Below are 13,725 nucleotides of genomic sequence, written 5' to 3' on the forward strand. Positions count from 1 at the left end.
GGCGCAGTCCATGGATGGGTGTCCAACTTCTTGTGGGCAATCCATATTGTGGGAGCCGGATTTATCCGCGAAGAACGATAACGCTGTAATCCTGGATCACCGCGCTGCCTGGTTCGCGGATAAATCCGGCTCCCACTGGAATTGGCTCCCACAGAGATAGCACCAGCCAGCACAGGCGCGTCAGAGCTGCGCCACGTGGCTGACATCCTGCTGGTGCGCCCGCAGGTACGGCAGCACCGCGGCCAGCAGCGGCGCCTTGAACGCTTCCTGGAAGCGGTGGGCCAGCCCCGGGATCAACACCAGCTGGCTGCCCTGGATATGCGCGGCCAGGTGCACACCGTGCATCACCGGCAACAGCGGATCGGCGGTGCCATGCACCACCAGGGTCGGGACCCGCAACTGGTTGAGCAACGGTACCCGACTCGGCTCGGCCAGGATCGCCATGATCTGGCGCTTCACCCCTTCCGGATTGAACGCCCGGTCATAGGCCGTCGCCGCCTGTTGCAGCAGCTTGTGCCGATCATCCTTCACCTCGGGGCTGCCCAGCGCCGCCAGCAGGTCGGCCTGCTGCTCGATGGCGACCTGGCGATTCGGCGCACTGCGCCGCGACAGCAGTTGCACCAGCGCCGCATTCGGCGCCGGCAAGCCCTCGGCACCGGAGCTGGTCATCACCAGCGTCAGGCTCTCGACCCGCTGCGGCGCCATGGCGGCCACGCGCTGGGCGATCATCCCGCCCATGCTGGCCCCCAGCACATGAAACTGCTCGACCTGCAGCGCATCCATCAACCCCAGCGCATCGCCGGCCATGTCGGTCAGGCTGTAGGGCGCGGCTACCGGCAGGCCGAGCTTGTAGCGCAGCACCTCGAACGTCAGGTTGGCGCTGGCCGGCGCCTGGCGCCAGGTCGACAGGCCCACATCGCGGTTGTCATAACGGATCACCCGGAAACCCTGTTGGCACAAGGCGACCACCACTTCGTCCGGCCAGTGGATCAACTGCCCTCCCAAGCCCATGATCAGCAGCAGCGCCGGATCCGAGGAACGGCCAATACTCTGGTAGGCCAGGCTGACCTGGTCCAGATCGACATGCTCGGTGGGAACATTGACATCGCAACGGCCGGCCGCAAACGCCGGAAAGCCGACCAGCAGGGCGGCCAGCAGGACGGCCGCTGAAAAGAAACGTACATGCATGAAAAAATACCGAAACGCAGAACCCCAGTGGAGCGCGAGTCTGATGATATTTGTTCAAGCGCGCTGCCACAGTTCAGTGACAGTTTGATGAAGATTGCTCCAGCGGCTTCGTTCCAGTGACGAGGAAACGCCCCGACCGCCCGCCGCCCATCCGGGCCTGAAGGTCGACAGTTGCCCCATCATGAGACAAACTCACTCAACTCGCTGCTTTTACCCCTATTTCCTCATGGAGCCCCTGGTGCTGGAAATCCGTCACTTGAAAACCCTGCATGCCCTGCGTGAGGCCGACAGCCTGGTGGAGGCCGCCGAGCGCCTGCACCTGACCCAGTCGGCCCTCTCTCACCAGTTCAAGGAACTGGAGGAGCGCCTGGGCATGGCATTGTTCGTGCGCAAGACCAAGCCGGTGCGGTTCACCAGTGCCGGCCTGCGCCTGCTGCAACTGGCGGATGCCACCCTGCCGCTGCTGCGCGCGGCGGAACGGGACATTTCCCGGCTGGCCGGCGGCACCGCCGGCCGCCTGCACATGGCGATCGAGTGCCACAGTTGCTTCCAGTGGCTGATGCCGACCATCGACCAGTTCCGCGATGCCTGGCCGGAAGTCGAACTGGACCTGGCCTCCGGCTTCGCCTTCGCCCCGCTGCCGGCGCTGGCCCGTGGCGACCTGGACCTGGTGGTGACCTCCGATCCGCTGGACCTGCCAGGCCTCACCTACGTGCCACTGTTCACCTACGAGGCCATGCTCGCGGTTGCCAACCAGCACCCCCTGGCGAGCAAGCCCTACATCGTCCCCGAAGACCTGGCCCGGGAAACCCTGATCACCTACCCGGTGGAACGCGATCGGCTGGATATCTTCACCCGTTTCCTGGAGCCGGCCGATGTCGAGCCGGCGCAAGTGCGCACCTCGGAACTGTCGGTGATGATGATGCAGTTGGTGGCCAGCGGCCGCGGTGTCTGCGGCATGCCCCACTGGGCGCTGCACGAATACAGCTCGCGGGGTTATGTAAGGGCCAAGCGCCTGGGTGAAAAAGGCCTGTTCGCCACGCTATACGCGGCGATTCGTACAGACATGCTGGAAGTGCCCTACATGCGCGACTTCCTGCTGACAGCCAAGGACACCTCGTTCTCGACCCTCGACGGCGTCAGCGCGGTCCGCTGAAACGACAACGGGGCGAGCCTGCGCTCACCCCGTCGTGTTCCAGCGCCAGCCTTTGCGGCTCAGGCCGAACGGCGCTGCTCGAGCATCAGCCGCACGGCCAGGCCGCCCAGCACAAAGCCCATGAAATAGCGTTGCACCGCCAGCCAGCGCGGGTTGTGCATGAACCAGCTGGCCAGGCCACCGGCAAACAGCGCGATCAGCAGGTTGACGGTGAAGCTCACGCTGATCTGGGTCACGCCGAGAATCAGGCTCTGGGCGAACACCGAGCCGTGCTCCGGGGTGATGAACTGCGGAAACACCGAGAGGTAGAACACCGCGATCTTCGGGTTCAGGGCGCTGGTGAGAAACCCCATGGTCATCAACCGCGCGGACGAATCCGGCGGCAACTGCCGTGGTTCGAACGGCGAGCGGGCGCCCGGCTTGAGTGCCTGCCAGGCCAGCCACAGCAGGTACAGGGCACCGGCCCACTTGAGCACCTCATAGGCCAGCGGCACGGCCATGAACACCGCGGTCAGCCCCAGCGCGGCGGCGAACAGGTGGATGAAGAAACCGCCCACCACCCCCAGCAGCGACACCACCCCGGCCTTCGGCCCCTGGCAGATCGAACGGGAGATCAGGTAGATCATGTTCGGTCCTGGCGTCAGGACCATCAACAGCGAGGCAGCAGCGAAGATCAGCAAGTCTTGCAAGGGAATCATGGACAGTCCTTGTACGGTTTCGATCAGGCGGTAGGCTCAAGCGAAGCACGATAGAACGGCAGGATCAGGTCACGTGTCAATGGCGCCAGGCACAAGCCTGCGGTGCTGGCCGGATCAATCCACACCACCTCCTCGATCTCGGCGGCGGGCTCGACCGTCTCGGCGATCTGCAACTGGAACAGCTCGGCCTGCACCTCGAATCCCGGCTCGTTGGCCGCAGGAGCGGAAAACTGGCCGAGATAGCGGGCGGCACCGGGATCGACCCGCACCCCCAACTCTTCCTCAAGCTCGCGAACCAGGGCCTGGGCTGGCTGCTCATGCGGCTCGATCTTGCCGCCCGGCTGCATGAACGCCTGGGTACCGCGCTTGCGTACCAGCAGGGTACGGCCATCGGGGCCGATCAGCAGGGCTGCGGCAATACGAATTATCTTGGTGGCAACAGAAACACTCATGGCGTCGACGCGATCCCGGCAAAAGGCGGCAGGATCACACCAGTCGAGGTGACTGGCAAGCCCACCGAAGGCAGGCTTGCCAAGCTGGACTCAAGTGGCCTGCTCCAGCGGCGAGACTTCCTCGGGCACCTTGACGAACACGCTGTACTTTGCGCCTTCCATGGCTTCGAAACCGATCAGTTTCTCCACCAGGGCGGCACTCAGTACCTTGCCGGCATTGAGCAGCAGCATGCCGTTGTCGGCATTGAGGTTGCGCGCCAGGACCATGCCGGCCTCCAGTTCGCGAGTCCCCAGGGCCTTCACCCTCGGGTCGCCGGTGGTGACATCGCTCAGGTGCTCGGCGCAGACCCGGATGAATTCTTCCACCAGGTCGGGATCGTAGAGACGCCCGGCATACTTGCGAATGAACAGCAGCGCCTCGTCGCTGTTCAATCGCCGTTCGAGAATCAGCCCATGCTGCAGCTCGACGAAATCGACCGCCAGTTTCAGAACCCGCGAACCCAGAGGAATCGCCTCGCCCTTGAGATGATCGGGAAAACCGCTGCCGTCCCAACGCTCCTGATGATGCAGGATCAGCCGGGCCGCGTCCTGCATCGGCTCCAGCGTCATCAGCAACGACTCGCTCTGCTTGGGATAACCGCGATAGCGCTCGCGCTCGGTATGGTGCAACTGGTCGGCCGGTGCGCCCATCATGCCGTCGGTCCAGCCCATCTTGCCGATATTGTGCAAGGCCGCGGCCATGGCCAGGTTGCGGCTATCGGTCTCGTCCGACTGCGTGGCCTTGCACCACGCTCGCACCAGGTCGATGACCGCCCGGTTGGTCTGCTTGTCCTTGGGCAGGCGCCACTCGACCATCCGCGAAAACACTTCGGCGGTCACCGCGTAGCTGCGCTTGAGTTCCTCATAGGCCAGATCGAGCATGTCGGCGGTCTGCTGGACCTCGCTGGTACGCGCCAGCACGCGTTTTTCCAGGGTCGCATTGAGCTGCTGCAATTGCTGGTTCTGCTCCCGGGCCAGCACCTGCAGGCGCTGGCGTTCGCGCTCGGAATGCTGGAAGGCCAGCGCCTGGCGCACCGTCAGCGTCAGTTCCTCGTCGTTCCAGGGCTTGCTGAGATAGCGATAGATCCGCCCTTCGTTGATGGCCTTGGTGATCATGTCGAGATCGGCATAACCGGTCAGCAGAATCCGCAGGGTCGAGGGATACAGGTCATGGATGCGCGCCAGCAGGGTCGCACCATCCATGTTCGGCATGCGCGCATCGCTGATGACCAGGTCGACGGGCTGGGCGGCCATGATTTCCAGCGCCCGCGCCCCGCTGTCGGCCAGCACCAGCTCATAGGGCTGGCTACGCAGCAGGCGCCGCAGACTGTTGAGAATCGACTCTTCGTCGTCGACCAGCAGGATACGGGGCCTGGTCGCGGAACCGGCGACGGATTCATCCATGGAACACCTCATGTCGTCGTAGGGCTATCGATTGCGGGAGATTCCTGCCTGCCTCTAAGGGTAGATGCTTTTCGCCAGCCCAGGACTCGAACCGTGCAGCTTCACCGGCACAGAGGCCAAAGTGCATCTATGCTTCAAGCAGTCGAGCGCGCATTCGCTGTGTAGCCTGAGAAAAGGACCTCTTTAGTATGCGTTCAGTGCCTTCAAAACGACTGAGCGGGGTGTCACCGTGAACGCCCCGGCTGGTGCCGCCAACCGGCGAATCCTGATCATTGACGACACGGCCTCGATTCATCAGGACTACCGCAAGATCCTCGGCCCGGAGCCGGACGAGGAGCCGGCCCTGGACTCGACCGAAACCCTGTTGTTCGGCGTCAACCGCCCCCAGCGCCAGGTCTTCGAGCTGGACTCGGCCTACCAGGGGCAGGACGGCCTGGAACTGGTGCGCCTGGCTCTGGCCACCGAACGCCCCTACGCCATGGCCTTCATCGACATGCGCATGCCGCCGGGCTGGGATGGCCTGGAAACCATCGAACAACTATGGAAGGTCGATCCGAACCTGCAGATCGCCCTCTGTACCGCCTATTCGGACTACTCCTGGGAATCGATGGTCGACCGCCTGGCCTTCGGCGACCAGTTGCTGATCCTGAAGAAGCCCTTCGACAGCCTGGAAATCCGCCAGATGGCCAGTGCCCTGACATGGAAATGGCAGTTGGCCCAGGACATGGCCACACGCATGGCCGAACTGGAACGCACCGTGGAGGAACGTGTCCGGGAACTGTTGCATGTCTCGCGCCTGCTGCAGTTCGACGTTCTCACCGAACTGCCCAACAGCACCCTGCTGGTCGATCGGCTCAGCCAGGCGATCGCCCTGGCCAAGCGACATGGCGAACAAACGGCAGTCATGTTCATCGGCCTGGATCGCTTCAAGCGCATCAACAATGCGCTGGGCCACCCCGTCGGCGATGACATGCTCAAGCATGTGGCACGCAGCCTGATCGGCGCGCTGCGCCAGTCGGATTCGGTATTCCGTTACGGCTCCGACGAGTTTGTTCTGGTGCTGCCCGATATCGCCCACCCACATCAGACCAACGGCATTGCACAGAAGGTTCTGAATGCCGTGCACACCCCGCTGGAAGTGGCCGGACACGCGTTGCGGGTCACCGCGAGCATGGGCATCAGCCTCTACCCCGGCGACGGCGAAGACGCACTGGGCCTGGTCAAGAAGGCCGAGACGGCCATGCGCAACATCAAGGAACAGGGCCCGGGCCACTTCGGTTTCTTCGTCGAGGACATGAATCTGCGCGCGCGCCGGCAGCAGTCCATCGAGTCGGGAATTCGCCTGGCGCTGGAGCGTGACGAATTCGTGCTGCACTACCAACCCAAGCTGGGCTTAAAGGATGGCACGGTGGTCGGTGCGGAAGCGCTGATTCGCTGGCTGCACCCGGAGCGCGGCTGGATTTTCCCCAGTGACTTCATTCCCGTGGCCGAGGACAGCGGACTGATCGTGCCGCTGAGCCGCTGGGTGGTGCAGCAGGCCTGCCGTCAGGCCAAGGCCTGGCAGGAGCAGGGATTGGGCAACCTGATCATGTCGGTGAATGTCTCGGCCATCGATTTCCGCCAACGCGACTACCTCGACGGGATCCGCCAGGTACTGGAGGAAACCGGGCTCGACCCGCACTGCCTGGAACTGGAAATCACCGAAAGTATCCTGATGCAGAACATCGACGCGACGATCGACGTGCTGCACGCGCTCAAGGCCCTGGGCATCCGCCTGGCGATCGACGACTTCGGTACCGGTTATTCCAGCCTCAGCTACCTGCGCCGCTTTCCCGTCGATGTGTTGAAAATCGACCAGTCGTTCATACGCAACCTCGGGGGTGATCAGAATGACGCGGCACTGGTCAGTGCGATCATCAGCCTGGGGCGGAACCTGAACCTGAACACCATTGCCGAAGGCGTCGAAACCCGTGAGCAACTGGAGTTTCTCAGGGCCCACGCCTGTGCGGAGGTGCAGGGCTACTACTTCAGCAAGGCCGTCGAAGCCAACGCGTTCGTCAGCTTGCTGCAGGCCTGGCGGGAAAAAGCGCCGGTGCAGGATTGAACGCTCCCTCGTCCGTCTACAGTCTGGGAAACCTGCAATGTCATTTCGCCAATTGCTTGTGCTGCTAGTACTGGTCAGCGCCTGGAGCCAGTCCACAGAGGCGGCGCCACTGGACGAACCGCTCAAGCCCCTGCCGGACATCCCCGAACTGGACCCGCGCCAGGTCGAGCTGGGCCGTCAGCTGTTCAACGAAAAACGCCTGTCGGTCAACAACAGCCTGTCCTGTGCCAGCTGCCACCAACTGGACAAGGGCGGGGCCGACGACAAGCCGTTGTCCATCGGTTTCCATGGCGAGACAGTCGCCGTCAACACGCCCACCGTGTTCAACGCGGCGCTGAACTTCAAGCAGTTCTGGAATGGCCGGGCCGACAGCCTGGAAGACCAGGTCGGCGAAGTGCTGCAAAGCCCCATCGAAATGGGCAACAACTGGTCGAATATCATCGACACCCTGGTCAAGGACCCGGCCTACAAGGCGGCCTTCAGCGCGGCCTACCGCGACGGCGTGAGCGCGGCCAACGTGCGCGGCGCCCTGGCCACCTACGAACGCACGTTACTGACACCCAACTCACGTTTCGACCAGTACCTCAAGGGCAACACCGACATCCTCACCCTCGACGAAAAATACGGCTACCAGCGCTTCAAGGACTACGGCTGCATCGCCTGCCACCAGGGCGTGAACATCGGCGGCAACATGTTCCAGAAGTTCGGTGTGATGGGCGACTATTTCAAGGCCCGTGGCAATCCCACCGCAGCCGACGACGGGCGCTTTATGGTCACCGGGGACGAGGATGATCGGCATGTCTTCAAGGTTCCCAGCCTGCGCAACGTCGCCCTTACCGCGCCCTACTTCCATGACGGCTCGGCCAAGACCCTCGAGGACGCGGTCGACGTGATGTTCACCTATCAGTTGGGGCGTATTCCCTCGGTCGAAGACAAGCGCCTGATCGTGCTGTTTCTCAAGACCTTGACCGGTGAACGGGGAGGCAAGCCGCTATGAAACCGTCCAGGCGCCTGCTGAACCGGATCCTGTTGCCGCTGCTGACCTCGGTGCTCGCTGCGGTGCTGGTATTCCTGTACATCATGTCACGCAGCGACCTGTCCGAGGAGTACGCCCAGGCCCGCGACCTGATTGGTCAGATCAAGCAGCTGGATGCACAGTGGGACACGGAAATCCTCAAGGCGAGGATCGCCGTGGCGCGCAACTATGACCCGCTGATCAGGCCACAGGGCGGCATTCATAGCCATTGGCAGTCCTTCCAGACACTGCCGGTCAGTCAGACGCAGGATACCGCCGAGGCCTGGAAGGATCGCCGCGCGACGCTGGCCCAGGCACTCAAAGAGAAGGATCGTCTGGTCGAACAGTTCAAGTCGCGCAACGCGGTACTGCGCAACTCGCTGGCCTTCCTGCCTACCGCCGAAGACGACATCCAGCGCCAGTTGAGTACGCTGGAGGATGTCGACAAACTGATGCTGCAATCGACCTCCAACGATATCTACGACCTGTTGCTCGGCACCCTCGAGTTCTCCCAGATCACCACCGACGACAGGGCTAACGAAATCCTGCTGGGCATCAACCAGTTGACAGTCGATCAGCAGCGCCTGCCCCCGGCCTTCAAGGCGTCGATAGATATCCTGCTCAACCACGTGCAACTGATCCTGCGCGAACAACCCAACGTCAACACCCTGCTCGACGAGATTGCCGCCATACCGGTGTCCGAAAGCCTTGACGCCATCACCGACCAACTGAACCAGGACCAGCAGAGCGCCGAGCGGGTCAACCAGCAGTATCATCTGTATCTGCTGGTTTTCTCGGCGCTGATGGCGGTACTGCTGCTGTACCTGGCCAGTCGCCTGGCACGCAGCTACACGCAGATCAACCAGATGAACCGGGCCCTGCAAACCGCCAACGAGCACTTGGAGCAGCGGGTCGAGGAACGCACCCGCGAGCTGCGCGAGGCCCAGAGCGAACTGATGGAAACCGCCCGCCACGCCGGCATGGCCGAGATCGCCACCAACGTTCTGCACAACGTCGGCAACGTCCTCAACAGCGTGAACATCTCCGCCGACCTGGTCACACGCAAATTGCGCAACAGCAAGGCGCTTGGCCTGGGCAAGGCGGTCGGGCTGATGAACGAGCACCAGGACGACCTCGGCGAATTCCTCACTCAGGACGCCAAGGGCAAGCTGTTGCCCGGCTACCTCAACCAGCTCGTCGAGGCCATCGCCGCCGAGCAACAGAACATGAGCGAGGAACTGGGGCAACTGAGCAAGAGCGTCGACCACATCAAGGAAATCGTCTCGACCCAGCAATCCTATGCGGGGGCTTCCAGTCTGGAGGAGGCGCTGCACGTCGGCGACCTGCTCGAGGACGCCTTGCGCATGAACTCCGGCGCCCTGACCCGGCACAACGTCGTCGTGGTCCGTGACTATGGCGACGTCCCGCGGATCATGGGCGACAAGCATCGTATCCTGCTGATCCTGATCAACCTCATCAGCAACGCCAAGCAGGCGATGTCCAGCCTGTCCGACCGTGCCCGGCAGATCACCCTGCAGGTACGGGTGGTCGACGGCAAGACCCTGCGCATCAGCGTCCAGGACGACGGCGAAGGCATCCTGCCGGAAAACATGACACGGATCTTTGCCCATGGTTTCACCACCCGCAAGGACGGTCACGGCTTCGGCCTGCACAGCTGCGCCCTGGCGGCGATGGAAATGAACGGACACCTGACTGCCCATAGCGACGGCCCCGGCAAGGGTGCCGTCTTCACGCTCGAACTGCCCTTGAAAACCGCCGTGGGGGTCACATGACAACACAACCGAACCGCCGCATTCTGCTGGTGGACGATACGCCATCGATCCACGATGACTTTCGCAAGATCCTGATGCCCGCTCGGGATGAAAGCCCGGACCTGGACCTGATGGAGGCGGAGCTGTTCGGCCAGGCCGACAAAACCGCTGGCAACGAGCGTTTCGAACTGGACTCCGCCTATGCCGGAAAGGAAGGACTGGCCCTGGTCGAACAATCACTGGCCCAGCAGCGCCCCTATGCCCTGGCCTTCGTCGACATGCGCATGCCTTCGGGCTGGGACGGCGTCGAAACCATCAGGCACCTGTGGCAGGCCGACCCGCAACTGCAGATCGTGGTCTGCACCGCCTACACCGACTATTCCTGGGAAGACCTGCTGGAACGCCTGCACGGTCATGATCGGCTGCTGATCCTGAAGAAGCCCTTCGACAATATCGAGGTCCAGCAACTGGCCAATACGCTGACCAACAAATGGGACATGACCCTCCAGGCCAATCTGCAAATGCATCATCTCGAGGAACTGGTGAAACAGCGCACCCAGGCACTGACCCAGGCGAGCCTGGCCCTGCAGCACGAGATAGACGAGCGCAAGCAGCTCGAAAGCCAGCTGGTGCAATCGGAAAAGCTCGCTTCGCTGGGCCAACTGGCCGCCGGCGTCGCCCATGAAATCAACAACCCCATCGGATTCATCGGCTCCAACCTGGGCACCCTCGACGGTTACTTCAACCAACTGCAGGAGATGCTCGACGCCTATCGCCGAGCCGAAGAAGGCATCGCGTCGCCCGAACTGCTCGGCGCGCTGCAGGCCCTGCGCGAGCGGATCGAGCTGGACTTTCTCAAGGATGACATTCCATTGCTGATCAGGGAGTCGAAGGACGGCATCGCCCGGGTCGGGCAGATCGTCAAGGACCTGAAGAACTTCTCGCGGGTCGATTCGAACCAGGAGTGGCAGTGGAGCAATCTGCAGCAGGGCATCGACTCGACCCTGAACATCGTGGCCAACGAACTCAAGTACAAGGCCGACGTGGTCAGGGACTATGCCGGCTTGCCGGAAATCGAATGCCTGCCTTCGCAGATCAACCAGGTGATCATGAACCTGGTGGTCAACGCCGCCCAGGCCATGGGCCCGGAGCGCGGCACCATCAGCCTGCGTGGAGGCAGCAGCGGCGAACGGGTCTGGCTGGAGGTGGAGGACAACGGCTCGGGCATGACGCCACAGACCCTGCAGAAGATTTTCGATCCGTTCTTCACCACCAAGCCGGTCGGCAAGGGCACCGGGCTCGGGCTGTCGCTGTCCTACGGCATCGTGCAGAAACATGCCGGGCAGATTTCGGTCAGCAGCGAACCGGGTGTGGGCACCACGTTCCGCATCGAGCTGCCGATCCGCCAGAACAGAACCGCCTCATGATCGAGGCGGTTCGCGGCGCCCGTCAGCCCGCTTCCTGGAAATCCATCTCCGGGGGCTGCTTGCGGAAGCCGCCAGTCAGGAAGGCCAGGTACACCAGGCCGACCGCCAGCCAGCTCACGCCCAGGTAGATCGCCAGGTGGTCGAGGCTGACCATCAGCCACAGGTCCGCCAGCAGCCCGATCAGTGGGCAGACCAGGAACAGCAGACACTCGCGTGGGCCACGCTGCTGCCCACCGATCCAGTAGTGGAAGATCACCGACAGGTTGACCAGGCTGAAGGCCAGGAAGGCGCCGAAGTTGATGAACGAGGTGGAGGTGGTGACATCCAGTTTCAGCGCCAGCAGGGCCACCACGGCGCAGAGCAGGATGCTGTTGATCGGCGTGCCGAAACGTTCGCTCAGGCCGCCGAAGAACGACTTCGGCAACACCCCGTCGCGCCCCATGGCATAGAGCAGGCGCGAACCGCTGGCCTGAGCCGACAACCCCGAGGCGAACTGGCCGACGATCAGGCCGATCAGGAAGATGCTGACGAACAGGTCGCCACCGATGTTGCGGGCGATCTCGTAGGCGGCCGAGTCGACGTTATCGAAGACGAACGCCGGATGGGCCAACTGCACGAAGTACGACACCGCGACGAAGATCAGCCCGCCAATGAGGGTGATCAGCATGATCGCCCGTGGGATGGTGCGTCGGGGATCGCGGGTTTCCTCGGTCAGGGTACTGACCGCGTCGAAACCCAGGAACGAGTAGCAGGCGATGGCCGCGCCGCTCATCACCAGCGGCATCTGCATGTCACCGTTGAAGAAGGGGGCCAGGGTCCACAGCGGTTTGCTGGCGTCCCCGCCGACGTAGTGGATCGCCAGGGCGACGAAGGCCACCAGCACCAGGAACTGCACCAGCATCAGCAGCGAGTTGATGCCGTTGGCCAGACGCAGGCCGACGATATTGATCAGGCTGGTGATGACGATGAAGGCCAGTACCCACAGCGGCTGCGGCACCGAGGGAAACGCCGAGTTGAGGTAGGCCGCGCCGATCAGCCAGATCGCCATCGGCAGGAACAGGTAGTCGAGCAGGACCGCCCAGCCGGCGATGAAGCCGAGTTTCGGGCTGATGGCCTTGCGTACGTAGCTGTAGGCCGAACCGGCCACCGGGAAGGCGGCGGCCATGCGTCCGTAGCTCATGGCGGTGAAGAACATCGCCACCAGTGCCGCCAGGTAGGCGGCCGGCACCATGCCGGCGGTGGATTGGGCGAGGATGCCGAAGGTGCCGAGCACGATGATCGGCGTCATGTAGGCGATGCCGAACAGCACCACCGACCCCAGCGAAAGGGTGCGTTGCAAACGAGCCATGAGGCGACTACTCCGAATGTTATTGGATTTATGGCAGAGCCGATTTCGGCGAAGGTGCAGCGGTGTCACAGAATTCTTATGAGTGCGTGGACCGGGTCACGCAGTAGCCCCTGTTCGCGGGCAAGCCCTGCTCCTACAGGTGGTGCGGGATGTTGCAGGAGCAGGGCTTGCCCGCGAAGGGGCCGGCCGCAACAACGCAGGGATCAGGCCCGGGGAATCAGCAGTTCCCGCAGCCCGTCGGCATGCTCGACGACCTCGCCCGGCAGGCGCAGACGCTGGTCGCTCAGGTAGCGGTAGTCACGCCGGGCCGCCGTCAGTTGGCTCAGGTCCAGCTCGACACTGAAGTGGCGTTCCTCGCGTCCGGCCTCCTCGAGCAGCGTGCCGAACGGGTCGACCAGGGCACTGCCACCGGCGAACAGCAGGCCACCATCGCCCTCCCCGACGCGGTTGACCATCAGCGCAAAGGCCTGGTTTTCCTGGGCGCGGGCCATGATCGCGGTGCGGTGGGTCGGCCCGTACGGGTCCATGTTGCCGTTGGTGACGATCAGCAGCTCGGCCCCCAACTGCGCCAGGGCGCGGGCAGTCTCCGGGAACTCGATGTCGTAGCAGATCAGCAGGCCAACCCGCACGCCATTCCACTCGCAGGTCACAAACCGATCGCCCGGATTGAACACGCCACGGTCCGAGGCCCACAGGTGAGTCTTGCGATAACGCAGGGCAATGCCCTCGGGGGTGATCATCAGGGTGGTGTTGTAGAACCGGCCGTTGTCGTTCTCGGCCATGCCGATCACCACGGTCAGGTCACGCTCGCAGGCGGCCTGCTGCACTGCGCGCACGGTCGGGCCATCCAGCGGTTCGGCGACCTGGGCCACGGTCTCGACGGACGGGAAGCCCATCAGGTGGGTTTCCGGAAACACGAGCATGCGGGTATCGGCGGCGCAGGCGGCAATAGCGGCAAGGGCACGCTCAAGGTTGTAAGCTGTATCGTTGTCCCGGCCGGCGAGCTGGGCAAGTTCGATTTTCATGGGTATTCCTTGTTCTGTTCGACCGGCGCGCCCCGCCGAACTGGCAGAATGAGTGCGCGGTCATGACCTGTGGCCGCAGTATGCGCACCCGCACCGG

Annotated in this window: 11 protein-coding genes; 5 read left to right on the forward strand and 6 right to left on the reverse strand. The window is 63.2% G+C overall.

The window, feature by feature from the left end; translation table 11 throughout:
• Nucleotides 1–180: 180 nt before the first annotated feature.
• The gene (locus HU752_RS27045) at nucleotides 181–1,188 is read right to left on the reverse strand and encodes an alpha/beta fold hydrolase (RefSeq protein WP_186678124.1); all 1,008 of its coding nucleotides are present in this window, start codon (nucleotides 1,186–1,188) and stop codon (nucleotides 181–183) included.
• Between the two features lie 238 nt (nucleotides 1,189–1,426).
• Between HU752_RS27045 and metR the strand changes: the two genes are divergently transcribed.
• Nucleotides 1,427–2,344 (forward strand): transcriptional regulator MetR, encoded by a 918-nt coding sequence (metR, locus tag HU752_RS27050; RefSeq protein WP_186678125.1) that lies wholly within the window; start codon nucleotides 1,427–1,429, stop codon nucleotides 2,342–2,344.
• Between the two features lie 59 nt (nucleotides 2,345–2,403).
• Here metR and HU752_RS27055 read toward each other — a convergent pair whose 3' ends face one another.
• The 3 genes from HU752_RS27055 to nosR form a co-directional block, all read right to left on the reverse strand.
• Nucleotides 2,404–3,042, reverse strand: a complete 639-nt coding sequence (locus tag HU752_RS27055; RefSeq protein WP_186678126.1) for a LysE family translocator — start codon at nucleotides 3,040–3,042, stop codon at nucleotides 2,404–2,406.
• A 23-nt stretch (nucleotides 3,043–3,065) separates the two neighbouring features.
• On the reverse strand, nucleotides 3,066–3,494 hold the full coding sequence (locus HU752_RS27060) for an NUDIX hydrolase (protein WP_186678127.1): 429 nt from the start codon (nucleotides 3,492–3,494) through the stop codon (nucleotides 3,066–3,068).
• 90 nt (nucleotides 3,495–3,584) lie between these two features.
• Entirely contained in the window at nucleotides 3,585–4,937 is a 1,353-nt protein-coding gene (nosR, locus tag HU752_RS27065) for a response regulator c-di-GMP phosphodiesterase, NosR family (RefSeq protein ID WP_186678129.1), read from the reverse strand.
• A 229-nt stretch (nucleotides 4,938–5,166) separates the two neighbouring features.
• On the opposite strand from nosR, the gene HU752_RS27070 reads away from it, so the two are divergent.
• Genes HU752_RS27070 through HU752_RS27085 form a run of 4 tightly spaced genes read left to right on the forward strand, consistent with a single transcriptional unit; the run spans nucleotide 5,167 to nucleotide 11,255 of the window.
• Complete coding sequence (locus HU752_RS27070; RefSeq protein WP_186678131.1) at nucleotides 5,167–7,041, forward strand: EAL domain-containing protein; 1,875 nt, start codon at nucleotides 5,167–5,169, stop codon at nucleotides 7,039–7,041.
• A 37-nt stretch (nucleotides 7,042–7,078) separates the two neighbouring features.
• Entirely contained in the window at nucleotides 7,079–8,038 is a 960-nt protein-coding gene (locus tag HU752_RS27075) for a cytochrome-c peroxidase (RefSeq protein ID WP_186678134.1), read from the forward strand.
• Complete coding sequence (locus HU752_RS27080; RefSeq protein WP_186678136.1) at nucleotides 8,035–9,849, forward strand: DAHL domain-containing sensor histidine kinase; 1,815 nt, start codon at nucleotides 8,035–8,037, stop codon at nucleotides 9,847–9,849. The genes HU752_RS27075 and HU752_RS27080 overlap by 4 nt, the downstream gene beginning before the upstream one ends.
• Entirely contained in the window at nucleotides 9,846–11,255 is a 1,410-nt protein-coding gene (locus tag HU752_RS27085) for an ATP-binding protein (protein ID WP_186678139.1), read from the forward strand. The genes HU752_RS27080 and HU752_RS27085 overlap by 4 nt, the downstream gene beginning before the upstream one ends.
• 22 nt (nucleotides 11,256–11,277) lie before the next feature.
• Here HU752_RS27085 and HU752_RS27090 read toward each other — a convergent pair whose 3' ends face one another.
• On the reverse strand, nucleotides 11,278–12,603 hold the full coding sequence (locus HU752_RS27090; protein ID WP_186678142.1) for an APC family permease: 1,326 nt from the start codon (nucleotides 12,601–12,603) through the stop codon (nucleotides 11,278–11,280).
• Nucleotides 12,604–12,806: 203 nt separating this feature from the next.
• Nucleotides 12,807–13,628: a carbon-nitrogen hydrolase family protein gene (locus tag HU752_RS27095; RefSeq protein WP_186678145.1), complete on the reverse strand. Its 822-nt coding sequence runs from the start codon at nucleotides 13,626–13,628 to the stop codon at nucleotides 12,807–12,809.
• Nucleotides 13,629–13,725: the final 97 nt, after the last annotated feature.

This window comes from Pseudomonas vanderleydeniana (assembly GCF_014268755.2).
In the GTDB taxonomy this organism is placed as follows: domain Bacteria; phylum Pseudomonadota; class Gammaproteobacteria; order Pseudomonadales; family Pseudomonadaceae; genus Aquipseudomonas; species Aquipseudomonas vanderleydeniana.